The sequence below is a fragment of the Mesorhizobium sp. B2-3-10 genome (genome assembly GCF_006442275.1).
GTDB classification, from domain to species: domain Bacteria; phylum Pseudomonadota; class Alphaproteobacteria; order Rhizobiales; family Rhizobiaceae; genus Mesorhizobium; species Mesorhizobium australicum.
Window position 1 is genome coordinate 59,865 of the sequence record NZ_VFVT01000005.1, and the last position, 15,982, is coordinate 75,846.

General features: G+C 63.6%; 12 protein-coding genes. 7 read left to right on the forward strand and 5 right to left on the reverse strand.

From position 1 onward, the window contains the following. Positions 1 to 15: 15 nt before the first annotated feature. From ggt to FJ943_RS15820, 3 genes are all read right to left on the reverse strand, one after another. Positions 16 to 1,749 carry a gamma-glutamyltransferase gene (gene ggt, locus FJ943_RS15810; RefSeq protein ID WP_140722800.1) on the reverse strand — a complete coding sequence of 578 codons (1,734 nt, stop codon included), beginning with the start codon at positions 1,747 to 1,749 and terminating at the stop codon, positions 16 to 18. Positions 1,750 to 1,964: 215 nt separating this feature from the next. Beyond that, the gene (gene rhaI, locus FJ943_RS15815; protein WP_140722802.1) at positions 1,965 to 3,257 is read right to left on the reverse strand and encodes an L-rhamnose catabolism isomerase; all 1,293 of its coding nucleotides are present in this window, start codon (positions 3,255 to 3,257) and stop codon (positions 1,965 to 1,967) included. 112 nt (positions 3,258 to 3,369) lie between these two features. After that, the gene (locus FJ943_RS15820) at positions 3,370 to 5,472 is read right to left on the reverse strand and encodes a bifunctional rhamnulose-1-phosphate aldolase/short-chain dehydrogenase (protein WP_015319232.1); all 2,103 of its coding nucleotides are present in this window, start codon (positions 5,470 to 5,472) and stop codon (positions 3,370 to 3,372) included. Between the two features lie 187 nt (positions 5,473 to 5,659). Here FJ943_RS15820 and FJ943_RS15825 point away from each other — a divergent pair, with 187 nt between their 5' ends. From FJ943_RS15825 to FJ943_RS15855, 7 genes are all read left to right on the forward strand, one after another. Further along, positions 5,660 to 6,463 (forward strand): DeoR/GlpR family DNA-binding transcription regulator, encoded by an 804-nt coding sequence (locus tag FJ943_RS15825; RefSeq protein ID WP_140614716.1) that lies wholly within the window; start codon positions 5,660 to 5,662, stop codon positions 6,461 to 6,463. Positions 6,464 to 6,517: 54 nt separating this feature from the next. Next, positions 6,518 to 7,513 carry a rhamnose ABC transporter substrate-binding protein gene (rhaS, locus tag FJ943_RS15830; RefSeq protein ID WP_015319234.1) on the forward strand — a complete coding sequence of 332 codons (996 nt, stop codon included), beginning with the start codon at positions 6,518 to 6,520 and terminating at the stop codon, positions 7,511 to 7,513. Between the two features lie 83 nt (positions 7,514 to 7,596). Continuing rightward, positions 7,597 to 9,138 (forward strand): sugar ABC transporter ATP-binding protein, encoded by a 1,542-nt coding sequence (locus tag FJ943_RS15835; protein WP_140722805.1) that lies wholly within the window; start codon positions 7,597 to 7,599, stop codon positions 9,136 to 9,138. Next, positions 9,135 to 10,115: an ABC transporter permease gene (locus FJ943_RS15840; protein ID WP_015319236.1), complete on the forward strand. Its 981-nt coding sequence runs from the start codon at positions 9,135 to 9,137 to the stop codon at positions 10,113 to 10,115. Before FJ943_RS15835 ends, FJ943_RS15840 begins: the two co-directional genes overlap by 4 nt. After that, positions 10,112 to 11,113: an ABC transporter permease gene (locus tag FJ943_RS15845; RefSeq protein WP_140722808.1), complete on the forward strand. Its 1,002-nt coding sequence runs from the start codon at positions 10,112 to 10,114 to the stop codon at positions 11,111 to 11,113. The genes FJ943_RS15840 and FJ943_RS15845 overlap by 4 nt, the downstream gene beginning before the upstream one ends. Continuing rightward, positions 11,113 to 11,430: an L-rhamnose mutarotase gene (locus FJ943_RS15850; RefSeq protein ID WP_015319238.1), complete on the forward strand. Its 318-nt coding sequence runs from the start codon at positions 11,113 to 11,115 to the stop codon at positions 11,428 to 11,430. The genes FJ943_RS15845 and FJ943_RS15850 overlap by 1 nt, the downstream gene beginning before the upstream one ends. Next, positions 11,427 to 12,803 (forward strand): FGGY-family carbohydrate kinase, encoded by a 1,377-nt coding sequence (locus FJ943_RS15855; RefSeq protein ID WP_140722811.1) that lies wholly within the window; start codon positions 11,427 to 11,429, stop codon positions 12,801 to 12,803. The genes FJ943_RS15850 and FJ943_RS15855 overlap by 4 nt, the downstream gene beginning before the upstream one ends. Here the strand turns inward: FJ943_RS15855 and FJ943_RS15860 are convergent, their stop codons facing one another. Next, on the reverse strand, positions 12,804 to 14,630 hold the full coding sequence (locus FJ943_RS15860; protein WP_140722814.1) for an alanine racemase: 1,827 nt from the start codon (positions 14,628 to 14,630) through the stop codon (positions 12,804 to 12,806). Position 14,631: 1 nt separating this feature from the next. Then, positions 14,632 to 15,882 carry a D-amino acid dehydrogenase gene (locus FJ943_RS15865; protein ID WP_140722817.1) on the reverse strand — a complete coding sequence of 417 codons (1,251 nt, stop codon included), beginning with the start codon at positions 15,880 to 15,882 and terminating at the stop codon, positions 14,632 to 14,634. Positions 15,883 to 15,982 lie beyond the last annotated feature (100 nt).

Here is a 15,982-nt window from a genome sequence, read left to right on the forward strand (position 1 = left end):
CGGTCTTGCGGCCTATCAATATCCGAGCGCTTCGCCGGCTGCCGCGCGGCTGTCGATGGCGCCATTGTAGCGCGCGCCGCCGCCCTTCTCGATTTCCGCCAGGCTCTTGCCGCCGACGAGAATGCCCGCCGCCTGGCCCCAGCTCTGGTCACTGAGATCGAGGCGATAGCCCATCCCGGCCAGCAGTCTTTCTGTATCCGGCGAAAGGCCGAACGGCTCGACATAGACGGTATCGGGCAGCCATTGGTGATGAATGCGCGGCGCGTCGATCGCCTCCTGGATGTTCATGCCGTGGTCGATCACGTTGACGATGGCTTCCAGCGTGATGGTGATGATGCGCGAGCCGCCTGGGCTGCCGATGACCATGAACGGCTTGCCATCCTTGGCCACCACGGTCGGGCTCATCGAGGACAGCGGCGTCTTCTTCGGCTGGATGGCATTGGCTTCGCCCTGGACGAGGCCATAGAGGTTGGGCACGCCGGGTTTCTGGGTGAAGTCGTCCATCTCGTTGTTGAGCAGGATGCCGGTGCCGTCGGCGACCACGCCGGCACCGAACGAACCGTTGAGCGTGTAGGTGACCGCGACCGCGTTGCCGTCCTTGTCGATGATCGAATAGTGCGTCGTCTCCTTCGACTCGCCGAAGCCCTTCGGCATCAGATCCTGCGACACGCCGGCGCGGAACGGATCGATCTTGTCGCGGATGTCCTTGGCATAGGCTTTGTCCAGCAGCCTAGAGACGGGGTTGTCGACGAAATCGGGATCGCCGAGCGCGGAGTTGCGGTCGACATAGGCGTGGCGCATCGCCTCGACCATGACGTGGACGGTCTCGGCCGAGCCGGCGCCGAGATAGGACAGCGGATAGCCTTCCAGCACGTTGAGGATTTCGCAGATGATGACGCCGCCTGAGCTCGGCGGCGGCGAAGAGATGATCTCGTAGCCGCGATAGGAGCAGGTGACGGGCTTCAACTCGCGCACCGCGTATTGTTCGAAATCGCCCTTGGCCAGGATACCGCCCTTGGCGCCGCTCGCCTTGACGATGACGTCGGCGATGGCGCCCTTGTAAAAGGCATCGGGACCTCTCTCGGAAATGGTCGAGAGCGACGCGGCAAGGTCGGGCTGAACCAGCTTCTCGCCGACGCCATAGGGCTTGCCATCGGTTTTGAGGAAGGCCGCCGCCGCCGCTGGGTCCTTCGCCAACCTTTCGGCGCTGCCGGCGAACGAAGCCGCATCGCCCTGGTTGAGGACGAACCCGTCTCTGGCATAGGCGATCGCCGGCGCCATCAGGTCCTGCCTGGACAAGGTGCCATATTTCTGGCGCGCCATCTCGAAACCAGCCACCGAGCCTGGTACGCCGACCGCGAGATAGCCGTCCAGGCTAGCGCCCTTCACCGGGTTGCCGTCCTTGTCGAGATACATGGTCTTGGTCGCGGCAAGCGGCGCCCGCTCGCGGAAATCGAGGAAGGTCGATTTGCCGTCCTTGAAGCGGATGGTCATGAAGCCACCGCCACCGATATTACCGGCATTGGGATAGACGACGGCCAAGGCATAGCCGACGGCGACCGCCGCATCGACGGCATTGCCGCCCTTTTTCAACACCTCGACGCCGACTTCGGAAGCCAGATGCTGGGCCGTGACGACCATGCCGTTCTCGCCCTTGGCCGGTGCCGGCGACGCGGCGAAAGCCGATGGCGAAAAGGCGAAGGCGATGGAAAGACCGAGGGCGATCAATGTCCTACGGGTGAGATGCATGGCGGGTTCTCCAAGTGGTGCTTGCCTAGAAGAGCTACTTGGAGCGATCGAGTCCATCTTCAATAAAGACATTCACGGGTTGGTGACTGCTCGCTTGTGGTGGAGATGCAGGGCAGAGGAGGCATGAAGGATCGCCAACTTTCGGACGTCGGCGCGACAGCGTCCCCTCTGTCCTGCCGGACATCTCCCCCGCAAAGGGGAAGATCGGCTCTACCTCAAACGATCCCGCCGGAACCACCTGCGACGGCTGGCCGCTCCGCCGCGATCTTGGCGCGATAGCCCGCCGCCCGGTATGCGGCGACCGGATCGATGGCGCCACCTGTCTTCAGCCGTGCCATGGCAAGGATCGGCTCGACATCGGTTCGGTAGGCCGCCTTCAGCGTCTGCGTCGCCATCAGCGCGTCATTGCCGTCCTGGAACCCTTCAAGCGCCTTTCGGTCGACCAGCAGCGCCTGCGTATAGGCGCGCTGCACCTCGACCGCCGACAGCATCAGGCTTTCGATCGGATCGGTGACATTGTGGCTCTGGTCGAGCATATGGGCGGGGTCGAACCCCTCGGGGCCTGACAGCTCGGCATCGACCAATTCGTTGAAAACCAGGAACAGCCGATAGGGGTCGATCGACCCGGCATCGAGGTCGTCGTCGCCATATTTCGAATCGTTGAAGTGGAAGCCGCCGAGTTTTTTGAACTGAATCAGCCGTGAGACGATCATCTCGATGTTGACGTTGGGCGCATGATGGCCGAGGTCGACCAGGCAGAAGGCCTTGTCGCCGAGCTCCCTTGATATGATGTAGTTGGTGCCCCAGTCCTGCACGACGGTGGAGTAAAAGGCAGGTTCATACATCTTGTGTTCGGTGAACAGCTTCCAGTCGTCCGGCAGCCCGGCATAGATCTCCTTCATCGCGTCGAGATAGCGCTCGAACGCCTTGGCGAAATTGACCTGGCCGGGGAAGTTGGAGCCGTCGCCGATCCACACCGTCAGCGCCTTCGACCCAAGCGTCTTGCCGATCTCGATGCATTCGAGATTGTGCTCGACCGCCTGACGACGCGTGTCGGCGTCGGCATGCGACAGCGAACCGAATTTGTAGGAAAGCGTCTGGTCCTTCGCGTCGGAAAAGGTGTTGGAGTTCATCGCATCGAAGCCAAGCCCGAAGCGGGAGGCCGCCTGCCTCAGCCGGTTCGGATCGGCCTTGTCCCAAGGAATGTGCAGCGACACGGTCGGCGTCGCCTGCGTCAACTGCTGGATGACAGCGCAATCCTCGATCTTGTCGAAGATGTCGCGCGGCTCACCGGCGCCGGGAAAGCGGGCGAAGCGGGTGCCGCCGGTGCCGACGCCCCAGGACGGGATCGCGACCGCGAACTTTTCCACCTTGTCGCGGATAGAGTCGATGGCGATGCCGCGTCGGTCGAGGCGCTCGCCGAGCGAGGCATAGTCACGCTCGAGGTCAACCTTGCGCGCGGCGTTACTGCTGGCGACGATGTCGGCGGAGATGATGGATTCGGACACTGCTGTTCCTCCCAGAATGCATTCGGTCGGCGGCGCCCCTCATCCGCCTGCCGGAAACTTCTCCCCGTATAGCGACGGGAGAGAAGGGGCCAGCGTGAGCGCCGGCGAGCGGCTACCGCGTAAAGCTCTGTGCGTTGCCGGCGTCGACGTTGATGATGTTGCCTGTCGACTTGGCCGACATGTCGGAGGCGAGGAAATAGATCGCCTCGGCGATGTCTTCCGGGAAGACGGAGCGCTTCAGCATCGAACGCGAGCGGTAGTGCTCTTCCAGATCGTCGGTCGACATCTTGTAGGCGGCGGCACGCTGTTCCTTCCACTCGCCGGTCCATATCTTCGAGCCGCGCAGCACCGCATCCGGGTTGACGACATTGACCCTGATCTGGGCTTCCGCGCCCTCCAGCGCCAGGCAGCGGGCGAGATGAATTTCGGCGGCCTTGGCGGTGCAGTAGGCGGCGGCGTTGGGCGATGCCGCCAGGCCATTCTTGGAGGCGACAAAGACGACGTTGCCGCCGATCTTCTGTACCCGGAACAGCCGGAATGCTTCTCTGGAGACCAGGAAATAGCCTGTGGACAGGATGTCCATGTTCTTGTTCCACAGCGCCAGGGTCGTCTCCTCGATCGGCGCCGACGATGCCAAGCCGGCATTCGAGACCAGAATGTCGATGCCGCCGAACTCGACGGCCGTCTCGGCGAAGCCTGCGACGACCTGGTCCTCCGAGGTGACGTTGATGAGAACTGGGCGGACGAAATCCCTGCCATAGGCTTTTGCCAGTTCCTCGTTGGCGCCGGCGAGTGCCGCCTCGTCGATATCGGCCAGCACGACGCAGGCGCCTTCGCGCAGCAGGCGGTTGGCCGTGGCGCGGCCGATGCCGCCGGCGCCGCCGGTGACCAGCGCGACCTGGCCGGCGAGAGACTTCGGCTTCGGCATGCGCTGCAGCTTCAAATCCTCGAGCAGCCAATACTCGATGTCAAAGGCCTCCTGCGCCGGCAGGCCGACATAGGACGAGACGGTCGACGCACCGCGCATGACGTTGATGGCGTTGACGTAGAATTCGCCCGAGATGCGCGCTGTCGCCTTGTCGCCGGCGAAGGTGAACATGCCGACGCCGGGCATCAGATAGACCACCGCGTTGGGGTCGCGGATAGCAGGCGAGTCCGCATGCTTGCAGCTGTCGTAGTAGGCTTGGTAGCCGACACGATATTCGGCAATGTCGTCGGCGAGTCGCGCGATGACGGCATCGACGTCGGGCTTTGCGGGATCGAATTCGATCACCAGCGGGCGGATCTTGGTGCGCAGGAAGTGGTCCGGGCACGAGGTGCCGAGGGCTGCCAGCGGGCGCAAATCCCTGGAGTTCACGAATTCGAGCACGGCGGGCGAGTCATCGAAGTGGCCAAGCTTGTGGCTCTTTTCCGAGACCAGGCCGCGAATCCTGGGCATCAGCTTGGCGGCAATCGCTCGGCGGGCAGCCGCATCGAGCGACTTCACTACCTCCCCACCGAAGATCGCCACGCCTTCGGAGCGGCGCTCGAACCACTCTATCGCTTGGTTGATCACCGAAATCGTCGTTTCGTAGCACTCCTTCGGCGTATCGCCCCAGGTGAACAGGCCGTGGCTTTCGAGGATGACGCCCTTGGCGGTGGGGTGTTCGACGCAGAATTTCTCCAGCCACAGGCCGAGTTCGAAGCCCGGCCGCTTCCACGGCAGCCAGCCAATGGCACCGCCGAATATCTCGTTCGTCAGCACCCTGGAATCCTTGGCGGCGGCGATGGCGATGATGGCATCGGGATGCATGTGGTCGACAAAAGGCTTCGGCACATAGGCGTGCAGCGGCGTGTCGATCGAGGCCGCGCGCGGATTGAGGTTGAAGGTGCAGTGGGGAAGATAGCCCACCATCTCGTCCTCGTGCTCGACGCCGCGATAAAGCCCCTTCAGCGCCCGCAGCTTGTCCATGTAGAGCGTTGCAAAGCCATCAAGCTTGATCGAGGCGCTGTCGCCGCCCGACCCCTTCACCCACAGCACTTCCACATCCTGGCCGGTGAGCGGATCCTTCTGCCATATCTTCGAGGAGGTGTTGCCGCCGCCATAATTGGTGACGCGCTTGTCGGAGCCGAGCGTGTTCGAGCGATAGACCAGCAGCTCGGGCTCGCTCATCCCCTTCGCCTTCGCGTCGTCCCACAGATTGGCGAGGCGCGAGCCGGAGCGCTTGTCGAGCATAGTAATCCTCCCTTTGGAGCGCGCACCATGCGCTCCTTTTTCGCTCGGGAATGTCTACGCAAGAGGCGAGCTTGTCAATCACAAACGATCAATATCAATCATATTGCACTGCACAATGAAATTATATGATCGGAAATGATTGACACTGCTCGGTTTGGGTGCCTAGATGCTCAGGCAGGGAGGAACCATGCACGAAAAAGAGCGCCACAGGATCATTCTGTCCGCCGTCCAGGAAAAACCTGTGGTGACGGTGCAGGAAATGGTCGACCTGACGGAATCGTCCGAGGCGACGATCCGGCGCGACATCGCGGCTCTCCATGTCCAAAAGCGCCTGCGCCGTGTACGCGGTGGTGCCGAGGCGATCTCGCCGCCGCAGTTCATCGGGCTGGCCGGCCGCCCCTTTTCCGTCAACGAAACCCTCAACGCGGCGCAGAAGCGGGCGATCGCTCGTGAAGCGGTCGAGTTGTGCAAGGACGGCGAGCCGATCATCATCAATGGCGGTACCACCACCTTCCAGATGGTGCATTTCCTGACCGGCCTCCGCATGCCGATCTTCACCAATTCGTTCCCGATCGCCGAGCACCTGCTCAAGCACTCCAAGAACACGGTCATGCTGTCGGGTGGCACCATCTACCGCGAGCAGAACATCATCCTGTCGCCCTTCGACAATGACGTGACGCGCAATTTCTACGCACGCCGCATGTTCATGGGCGCTCAAGGGCTGGGGCCGCTCGGCCTGATGGAAGGCGATCCACTGCTGATCCAGGCGGAGCAGAAGCTGATCGACCAGGCCGACGAGTTGGTGGTGCTGGTCGATTCCTCGAAATTCCGCAAACGCTCCAGCCTGATCCTGTGCGGTCTTTCGCGCATTGCCACCGTCATCACCGACGACGGCATCGAGGACCGCGAGGCAAAGATGCTGGAAGCCGCGGGGGTGACGTTGATCGTCGCCCGCAAGTCGACAAAAGAAGAATCTTCACTGCAGGCCTGAGACACCTCACGCCCGCAGCGGCGATGGAATGCAACGCTCAAGGGAGGAAATTCGATGAGCTTCTTGAAGAAATTGATGGTGACGGCGGCCTTCTCGGCCGCCATGTTCGTGAATGCCGCCTACGCGGAAAACGTCAAGATCGCGCTGGTGGTGAAGTCCCTCGGCAACGGCTTCTTCGATGCCGCCAACAAGGGCGCGCAAGAGGCGGCCAAGGAACTCGGCGACGTCGACATCATCTACACCGGCCCGACCAAGGCGACCGCCGAGGCGCAGATCGAAGTGGTCAATTCGCTGATCGCGCAGAAGGTCAACGCCATCGCGATTTCCGCCAATGACGCCGACGCTCTGGTGCCGGTGCTGAAGAAGGCGATGGAGCGCGGCATCACCGTCATCTCCTGGGATTCGGGCGTCGCCAAGGAAGGCCGCCAGCTTCACCTCAATCCGTCCGACACCGGCCTGATCGGCGAGACCATCATCAAGCTCGCCGCCGACTATCTGCCGGAAGGCGGCGATGTCGCCATCCTGTCGGCTTCCTCTACCGCGACCAACCAGAATTCCTGGATCGAAGCGGCCAAGAAGGTGCTGCCGGAGAAGTTCCCCAAGATCAAGCTCGTCGCCACAGTCTATGGCGATGACGATTCGGCCAAGAGCACGGACGAAGCCAAGGGCCTGTTGAAGTCCTATCCGAACCTCAAGGCGATCATCGCGCCGACCACCGTCGGCGTCGTCGCCGCCGCCCAGGTCGTCACCGACGAGAACCTGATCGGCAAGGTCAATGTCACCGGCCTTGCGCTGCCGTCGGAGTTCAAGAAGTTCATCGACAACGGCGCCAGCCAGGCGGTTGCGCTGTGGAACCCGATCGACCTCGGCTACTCCGCCGTTTACCTCGCCCACGACCTGGCGGTGAAGAAGGAAGAGGCCAAGCCGGGTGCGACGCTGTCGATCGGCCGCGTCGGCAAGGTGACGCTCGACGACACCAACTCGGCCGCGATGGCTCCGCCCTTCCAGTTCGACAAGAGCAACATCGAGAAGTTCTCCAAGATCTATTGATCTCGGAGCTTTCAAGCTGGCGCGGCGGGACTCACATCCCGCCGCGACTTCAAACGGACCTAGTTTCAGGGCTTGATACGGATATGGACACGACGGCCCGACACAGCGAGACTGACGAGCGGCTTCCGGCCTCCGCTCCGCGCCTGGCACTGTCCGGCATCTCCAAGAGCTTCCCCGGTGTCCGTGCCCTGCACAATGTCAGCCTGTCGCTCTATCCCGGCCAGGTGACCGCGCTGATCGGCGAGAATGGCGCCGGCAAGTCGACGCTGGTCAAGATCATGACCGGCATCTACCAGCCCGATGCGGGCACGATCAGCATCGACGGCCAGGCCGTCGCGCTGCCCAGCGCGCACGCCGCCTTCGGCCACGGCGTCACCGCCATCCATCAGGAAACCGTGCTGTTCGATGATCTCAGCGTCGCCGAAAACATCTTCCTCGGCCATGCGCCGCGCACGCGCTTCGGCACCATCGACTGGCGCACGATGCGCAAGAATGCGCGCGAAGTGCTCGACACCATGCATGCCGGCCATATCGATGCCGATGCGCGGCTCAGGGATCTCGGCATCGCCAACAAGCATCTCGTCGCCGTCGCGCGCGCCATGTCGATCGACTCCCAGATCGTCATCATGGACGAGCCGACCGCAGCCCTTTCGATGAAGGAGATCGAGGAGCTTTTCCTTTTGATCGAATTCCTCAAGGAGCAGGGCAAGGCGATCCTGTTCATCAGCCACAAGTTCGACGAGATCTATCGCATTGCCGATCGCTACACGGTGTTCCGCGACGGCGAGATGGTCGGCGAAGGCCTGATCAGGGATGCCGGCCAGAGCCAGATCGTGCGCATGATGGTCGGCCGTTCGGTCGACCACATCTTTCCGCAGCGCAAGGCCGAGATCGGCGCGCCGGTGCTTTCCGTTTCCGGCCTGTCGCATCCGACCGAGTTCAGGGATATCGGGTTCGAACTGCACAAGGGCGAGATTCTCGGCTTCTATGGCCTGGTCGGCGCCGGGCGCAGCGAGGTGATGCAGGCGATTTCAGGCATTACCCGCATAAGCGCCGGCATGATCACGCTGGATGGCAAGGCGATCGCGCCAAAATCGGCCGCGGATTCGATCGAGGCCGGCATCGTCTACGTGCCGGAAGAACGCGGCAAGCAGGGCGTGGTTATCGGCCTGCCGATCTTCCAGAATGTTTCGCTGCCATCGCTCGCCCGCACCTCCAAATCAGGCATGCTGCGGCTGGCGGAGGAATTTTCGCTGGCCCGCTCCTACACGGAACGGCTCGACCTCAGGGCCTCCTCGCTCAGCCAGGATGTCGGCACGCTATCGGGCGGCAACCAGCAGAAGGTGGTCATCGCCAAATGGCTGGCGACCGCGCCCAAGGTGATCATCCTGGACGAGCCGACCAAGGGCATCGATATCGGCTCCAAGGCCGCCGTGCACGGCTTCATGGCCGAACTGGTGGCGCAGGGCTTGTCGGTAATCATGGTGTCGTCCGAACTGCCTGAAATTCTCGGCATGTCCGATCGCGTCGTCGTCATGCGCGAGGGCCTTGTCGCGGCGGTCTACGACAACAAGGGACTGGATGCCGAGACGCTGGTCAGGACAGCAGCAGGGATCGCGGCATGAAAGCTTTCCTCAAATACCGCGAAATCTGGCTGCTCGCGGCCATCGTCGCCTTGATCGGGCTGATCTCGACGCGCTTCCCCGCCTTTGCCGACCCCGGCAACCTGCGCCAGGTGTTCAACGACACCTCGATCCTGATGATCCTGGCGCTCGGCCAGATGGTCGTCATCCTGACGCGCTCGATCGACCTGTCGATGGCGTCGAACCTCTGTTTCACCGGAATGGTGGTGGCGATGCTGAACGCCGCGCACCCGGCGATCCCGATCCCGCTGCTGATCGTCATCGCGCTCGCAGTCGGGCTGGTGCTCGGCGCCATCAACGGCCTTTTGGTGTGGCGTCTGAACATCCCCTCGATCGTGGTGACGCTGGGCACGCTCACCATCTATCGCGGCGCCACTTTCGTCCTGTCCGGCGGCGCCTGGGTCAACGCCGACAGGATGAGCCCGGATTTCATCGGCTTCCAGCGCGCTGCTTTCCTCGGCATTCCGGTTCTGTCCTGGATCGCTATCCTGGTGATCGCGCTGTTCTTCGTGCTGATGACGCGCACCGCGCTCGGCCGCTCGATCTATGCCATCGGCGTCAATCCGACGGCGTCCGTCTACACCGGCATCGATGTCGGGCGGACCAAATTCATCGTCTTCTGCATCTCCGGGATGATCGGTGGCCTCTGCGGTTATCTCTGGATCTCGCGCTATGTGATCGCCTCGGTCGAGGTCGCCAACGGCTACGAGTTGAACATCATCGCCGCCTGCGTCATCGGCGGCATCTCGATCGCCGGCGGCATCGGCTCGGTCGGCGGCGCCGTGCTCGGCGCGCTGTTCCTCGGCATCATCTCCAACGCTTTGCCGGTCATCAACATCTCGCCCTTCTGGCAGATGGCGATTTCGGGCAGCGCCATCATCCTGGCGGTCGTGCTCAACGCGCGCGGCGAACGCCAGCAGGGCCGCATCATCCTCAAGAAAGTGGAAGCGGTGACATGACCGACGTCCCCGCCCCTCGCCACATTCCCGACCGGCTCGACAAGCCGCTCTCTTCGGCGATCTTTTCCTGGGAAGCGCTGCTGGTCGTGGTGGCCATCGCCATCTTTGCCGTCAACAGTTTCGCCTCACCCTATTTTCTCGATCCGTATTCGCTGTCCGATCTGACCTTCAATTTCACAGAGAAGGGCCTGATCGCGTTCGCCATGGCGCTGCTGATCATTTCGGGCGAGATCGACCTGTCGGTGGCCGCCATCATCGCGCTCGCCTCGACCATGATGGGCATGGCGGGGCAGGCCGGCGCCGGCACGCCAGTGCTTGTCCTGATCGGCATCGTCGTCGGGCTCGGCTGCGGCGCCTTCAACGGACTGCTGGTCACGCGCCTCGGCCTGCCTTCCATCGTCGTCACCATCGGCACGATGAGCCTTTTTCGCGGCATCGCCTTCATCACTCTCGGCGACCAGGCCTACAAGGGCTATCCCGAAAGCTTCGCCTTCTTCGGCCAGGGTTATGTCTGGTGGGTGGTGTCGTTCGAACTGGTGCTCTTCCTCATCGCGGCCGTCATCTACTGGTTCCTGCTGCACCGGACTAGCTTCGGCCGCCGGGTCTTCGCGATCGGCAACAATCCGGTCGCGGCGCAGTTTTCCGGCGTGCGCGTCGGCCGTATAAAATTCATCCTGTTTTGCCTGACCGGCCTGATGTCGGGCATCGCCTCGGTGCTGATCACGTCGCGGCTCGGCTCGACGCGTCCGTCGATCGCGCAGGGCTATGAGCTGGAGGTCATCACCATGGTGGTGCTCGGCGGCGTCAGCATCCTCGGCGGCGCCGGCAGCATCGTCGGCGTGGTGCTTGCCGCCCTGATCATGGGGCTGGTGACCTTCGGCCTCGGACTGCTCAACGTGCCCGGCATCGTCATGTCGATCTTCATCGGCCTGCTGCTGATCACCGTCATCGCGCTGCCGATCGTCTGGCGGCGGTTGCGCGGGGGGCGCCTGGCCTGATGCCCGAGAAATACGCATTCAAGATGATGCTCAAACCCGGCATGAAGGCCGAGTACAAAAAGCGCCACGATGAAATCTGGCTGTCGCTGGTCGCGTTGCTGAAGCAGGCCGGCGTCTCCGACTACTCCATCCATCTCGACGAGGAGACGAACATCCTGTTCGGCGTGCTGTGGCGGCGCGATGGTCACGGCATGGACGATCTGCCTAAGCATCCGGTGATGCAGCGCTGGTGGGCTGAAATGGCCGACATCATGGAGACGAAACCGGATAACGAGCCGGTGGCGGTGCCGCTGGAAATAATGTTCCATATGGAATGAGCGCGGTCCGCCACATCGCCGTCATTGACATCGGCAAGACCAACGCCAAGGTGGCGCTGGTCGATCTCGCCACATTGAGCGAGGTGACGCTGCGCCGGATGGCGAACGCGCCGGTGCGACAAGCGCCCTACCCGCATCATGATGTCGGAGCGCTATGGGCGTTCATCCTCGACAGCCTTGCCGACCTCAATCGCGAACAGCGCATCGACGCCGTTTCGATCACCACGCATGGCGCGACCGGCGTGCTGGTCGATGCCACGGGCGAGCTGGTGCTGCCTGTCCTCGATTATGAATACGATGGGCCCGATGAGCTCGCGTCCGACTATGACGCGATCCGCCCGCCCTTCTCCGAGACCGGCACGCCGCGCCTGCCGCTCGGCCTCAATCTCGGCGCGCAATTCTTCTGGCAGCAGCAAAGTTTCCCGACGGAGTTCGCCAGGGCCGCCGCGATGCTGATGTACCCGCAATACTGGGCGCTGCGCCTGACCGGCGTGGCCGCCAACGAGGTCACCTCGCTCGGCTGCCACACCGATTTGTGGAACCCCTGGACGGGGGATTTTTCGGCGCTGGTCGATCGCCTGGGCTGGCGCGAGCTGATGGCGCCGGTGCGGCCGGCTAGGGACCGGCTTGGCTCGATCCTGCCCGCGCTTGCGGAGCGGACCGGGCTCGATCCACAAACCCCGGTCTTTTGCGGCCTGCACGATTCCAACGCCTCGCTGCTGCCCCACCTCCTGTCAGATGCGCCGCCCTTCTGCGTGGTCTCGACCGGCACCTGGGTGGTGTCGATGGCGGTCGGCGGCAAGACGGTGGCGCTCGATCCGGCAAGGGATACGCTGGTCAATGTCAATGCGCTCGGCGACCCCGTGCCCTCGGCGCGGTTCATGGGTGGCCGCGAATTCTCGCTGCTGACCGAGGGCTCGGCGCAGAGCTGGAGCGACAGCGATGTCACCGCGGTGCTGGCGCGCAAGACATTGCTTTTGCCTTCGATCCAGCAAGGCTCGGGGCCGTTTCCGCATCACACCGCCGCATGGCGCAAGGGCGAGGCGATCCCTCCCGGCCAACGCTTTGCCGCCATTTCCTTCTACCTGGCGCTGATGACGGCGACCTGCCTCGACCTCGTGGGCGGCGATGGCCCGACGACCGTCGAGGGGCCTTTCGCGCACAATCAATTGTTCACGCGGATGCTCGCCGCGAGCACTGGCCGCGCCGTCATCGCATCGGAAGCCGCTACCGGCACCAGCATCGGGGCCGCCCTGCTTGCATCGGACCAGCGCGCGGCGCATGGCAAAGGTCAAACACAGGAGCCGCCGGCCGATCCGGCCTGGGCGGAATATATCAGCGCGTGGCGGGCGGCCGTCGAGGCTATTGGCTGATCAGAGAATTCGCTTGCCGAAGGCCGACATGACGAAGTTGACCGCGTCGCTACCGATCCTGGGCTCCAGATCGGTACCCAGGCCGGAGACATCCATCGACAGCAGCCCGCCGGAAAGCGCGATCGCCTCCATCGCCTGATGCGTCTCGCGGACGGTCAGGCCGCCGGAGCCAGCCGCCCAGCCGGCGAATTCGGTCGCCGTGGGCGAATAGCTGACATGAAACCCTTGCGTGCCCGAGGTGGCGACACGGATTGCCTCGTGCATCAGGTCGCGCATGCCCATGGCGTCGATATCGGTCATTGTGAAGGCCGAGACGCGCGAATCCTTCAGGACCCGCACTTCCGCAGGGTCGGCATGGCGCAGTCCGATGATGACGACGTTTTCCGGCGACAGCTGCGGCTGCAGCGCGCCGGCCTTGTGGTCGAGGCCAAGCGAGCGCGCCAGTACCGACGCCTCCGGCAAGTCGATGCCATCTTCGTCCTCCGGCATCAGCGCGGCGATGGAATCGATCCAGATCAGGCCGAAGGAGTGGGTCGCGCGGGCCGTTGCGGTCAGCGCCTTGTGCGCGATGCGTCGATCGGCGCCGGCGGCGAGCCGGATCAGGCCCGAGGGCGGCCGATCGATATCGGCCAGTTCGACGACGTCGAAATTCATCGCCTCCAGCCGGGCGCCGGTTGCTTCGCGCGCGAGGATGCGAGCTGCTTCCGCTTCGGCCGAGATCGACACCATCTTGCGGCCGGAGAAATCCGTGACATCGTGCATCGGTGCTTTTTCGACATATTCCGAGGTCATGGCCAGAAGCATGGCGCCGTAGCTCATGCGGAAGGCGACGCGGTCACCAACGGCGAGCGGCGGGTCGGCATCCTGCACATCGAGCAGCAGATGGTCACTGGAGGCGCCGAGCACCCTTATCCCCTTGGCGATCGGGATCAGCCCTTCGACCAGCACATCCTCGCGGCCGATATTGGCGATGGCACGCAACCTGTCGCCTTCGTCGGGGAAGACAGGCTGGTTGCCGAAGGCGTCGTAGCCGGAGGTGCCGATCGGCCGCGACGGCTTGAGCTTGACCTCGATGACGTCGCTGGTCAGCCGGCAAGCATCGGGTTCGAGTTCCGCCCATGGCGCATCGCGGAAGGTCTCGACACCGCCCTGCAGGATCGCCTCGCCGACGCGCAAATTGTTGATGCCGGCCGGCAATTTGCCTTCAAGCAGCAGCGGCAGGGACGACGACGCGCCGCCGGAGATGAAGTCCAGGCTTTTCCCGGACAGGCGTTCGGTCTTGTAGGCATGAGCGACGAGCTGGCCGAGATTTTCCTCCGTCGGCATGATGGCGCCGAAGCAACCGAGATTGGTGCCGATGCCGGCGATGCGCACGCCCTTCATGTCGAGAATCCGCTCGACGGTGGGGATGAGGTCGTTCGGCCAGATGCCTTCGCGGAGGTCGCCGAGATCGATCATCAGCATGATGTCGTGGACGCGGCCCATACGCTCGGCGATGCGCGAGATCTCGCGGATGATCGTCAGCTCCGACTGCAGGCTGACATCGACGGTGCGCACCACCTCCTCGACGCGGGCCATCGGCGGGCTGCGCAACAGCATGATCGGCGCGCTGATGCCGCTGTCGCGCAGCCGGCGGATGTTTTCGAAACGCGACTCGGCGATCCCGGAGACGCCGCCGCGCAGCATGGCGCGCGCCACCTGCGGCATGCCGCAAGTGCCCTTGGTGACGCCGAAAACCTTGATGCCCGAAAGCGCGCAGCGGTCCACGATGGTGCGCGCATTGCGCTCGATGCGGCCAAGGTCGATGGCGACTTGCGGTCCCGACATCCTATCCCCTGTAGACCAGGCCTTGCGGGTCGATCTCCGGCTTGCGGTCGGCAACGAGGTCGGCGAGAAATTTTCCCGAGCCGCACGCCATGGTCCAGCCGACATGGCCGTGGCCGGTGTCGAGGTAAAGGTTGCGGTATTTCGCCTGGCCGATGACCGGCACCGAGTTCGGCATCATCGGCCGCAAACCCGCCCATAGCTCGGCCTTCCTCTCGTCGAAAGCACCGGGGAACAGGTCCTTGCCGGTTCTGAACATGGTGGCGAAGTCGCTGGGTTTGTGGGTGCGGTCGAAGCCGGTGAACTCGGCGGTCGAAGCCAACCGTAATCGATTGCCGAGGCGCGAATAAGCCATCAGCTGATCCTCGTCGGCGCCGCCCATGGTCGGGCCCTTGCTCTCATCCTCCAGCGGAATCGTCGCGGTATAGCCCTTCACCGGATAGACCGGCAGGTCGAGGCCGTAGCGCCGGCCGAGCAGGCCGCTCTCCGGCCCCATCGATATGACCACTGCATCGCCGGCGATCGGTCCGGACGAGGTCATCACCGCCCGCACCCGGTCGCCCTCGATATCGAGGCCCTCGACCGTCGTCCCATAAAGGAATCTCACGCCGAGCTTTTCGGCGGCATAGGCAGCGAGGTTTTCCACGAACTGCCGGGAATCGCCGGTCTGGTCGATCGGCGAGTAGACACCGCCGGCGATCTTTTCCTTCACCCCGGCAAGACCTGGTTCAAGCTCGACCAGCCGGTCGCGGCCGACGATCTCGATCGGCAGGCCATGCTCGGCAAGATAGCGGTAGTTGTCGGCGCCGGTGTCGAGACTGTGCTGCGAGCGGAAGAAGTAGAGGATGCCCTTCTTGCGCTCGTCGTAGTGGATGCCGGTGTCGGCGGATATGGCGTTGATGCAGTCGCGCGAATAGAGCGCCAGCCGCAGCTTGACCCGGCTGTTGGCCCGCAGGCGGGCCACCGTGCACTGGCGCAGGAAGCGCAGGCTCCAGGCGAGGAAATAGGGATCGAAGCGCAGCCGCACCTTGATGCCGAGATCATGATTGTAGAGCCCGCGCAGGAACGTCTTGAGTGCCGCCGGCGAGGCCCAGGCGGTGGCGTCACCTGGAGACACCAGCCCGGCATTCGACTGGCTGGTGCCTCGCGCCGGCGCCGCATGACGCTCGATCACGGTGACCTCGTGACCGTCGGCGGCCAGATAGTAGGCTGCCGCCGTACCGACGACGCCGGCTCCAAGCACCGTTATCTTCATGCCATCCCCCAAAGCTCTTCGCGGCACCGCCTCCACACGTGTCGCGGATACTTGCATAGCGCGTCGCCGCGCGCCTTGCGAGCCCTGGGCTTGTGAGCCC

Coding starts and splice junctions, on each gene's coding strand:
- ggt (WP_140722800.1), bottom strand. CDS start 1,749: ATGCATCTCACCCGTAGGACATTGATCGCCCTCGGTCTTTCCATCGCC.
- FJ943_RS15820 (WP_015319232.1), bottom strand. CDS start 5,472: ATGCTCGACAAGCGCTCCGGCTCGCGCCTCGCCAATCTGTGGGACGAC.
- FJ943_RS15825 (WP_140614716.1), top strand. CDS start 5,660: ATGCACGAAAAAGAGCGCCACAGGATCATTCTGTCCGCCGTCCAGGAA.
- rhaS (WP_015319234.1), top strand. CDS start 6,518: ATGAGCTTCTTGAAGAAATTGATGGTGACGGCGGCCTTCTCGGCCGCC.
- FJ943_RS15835 (WP_140722805.1), top strand. CDS start 7,597: ATGGACACGACGGCCCGACACAGCGAGACTGACGAGCGGCTTCCGGCC.
- FJ943_RS15840 (WP_015319236.1), top strand. CDS start 9,135: ATGAAAGCTTTCCTCAAATACCGCGAAATCTGGCTGCTCGCGGCCATC.
- FJ943_RS15845 (WP_140722808.1), top strand. CDS start 10,112: ATGACCGACGTCCCCGCCCCTCGCCACATTCCCGACCGGCTCGACAAG.
- FJ943_RS15850 (WP_015319238.1), top strand. CDS start 11,113: ATGCCCGAGAAATACGCATTCAAGATGATGCTCAAACCCGGCATGAAG.
- FJ943_RS15855 (WP_140722811.1), top strand. CDS start 11,427: ATGAGCGCGGTCCGCCACATCGCCGTCATTGACATCGGCAAGACCAAC.
- FJ943_RS15860 (WP_140722814.1), bottom strand. CDS start 14,630: ATGTCGGGACCGCAAGTCGCCATCGACCTTGGCCGCATCGAGCGCAAT.
- FJ943_RS15865 (WP_140722817.1), bottom strand. CDS start 15,882: ATGAAGATAACGGTGCTTGGAGCCGGCGTCGTCGGTACGGCGGCAGCC.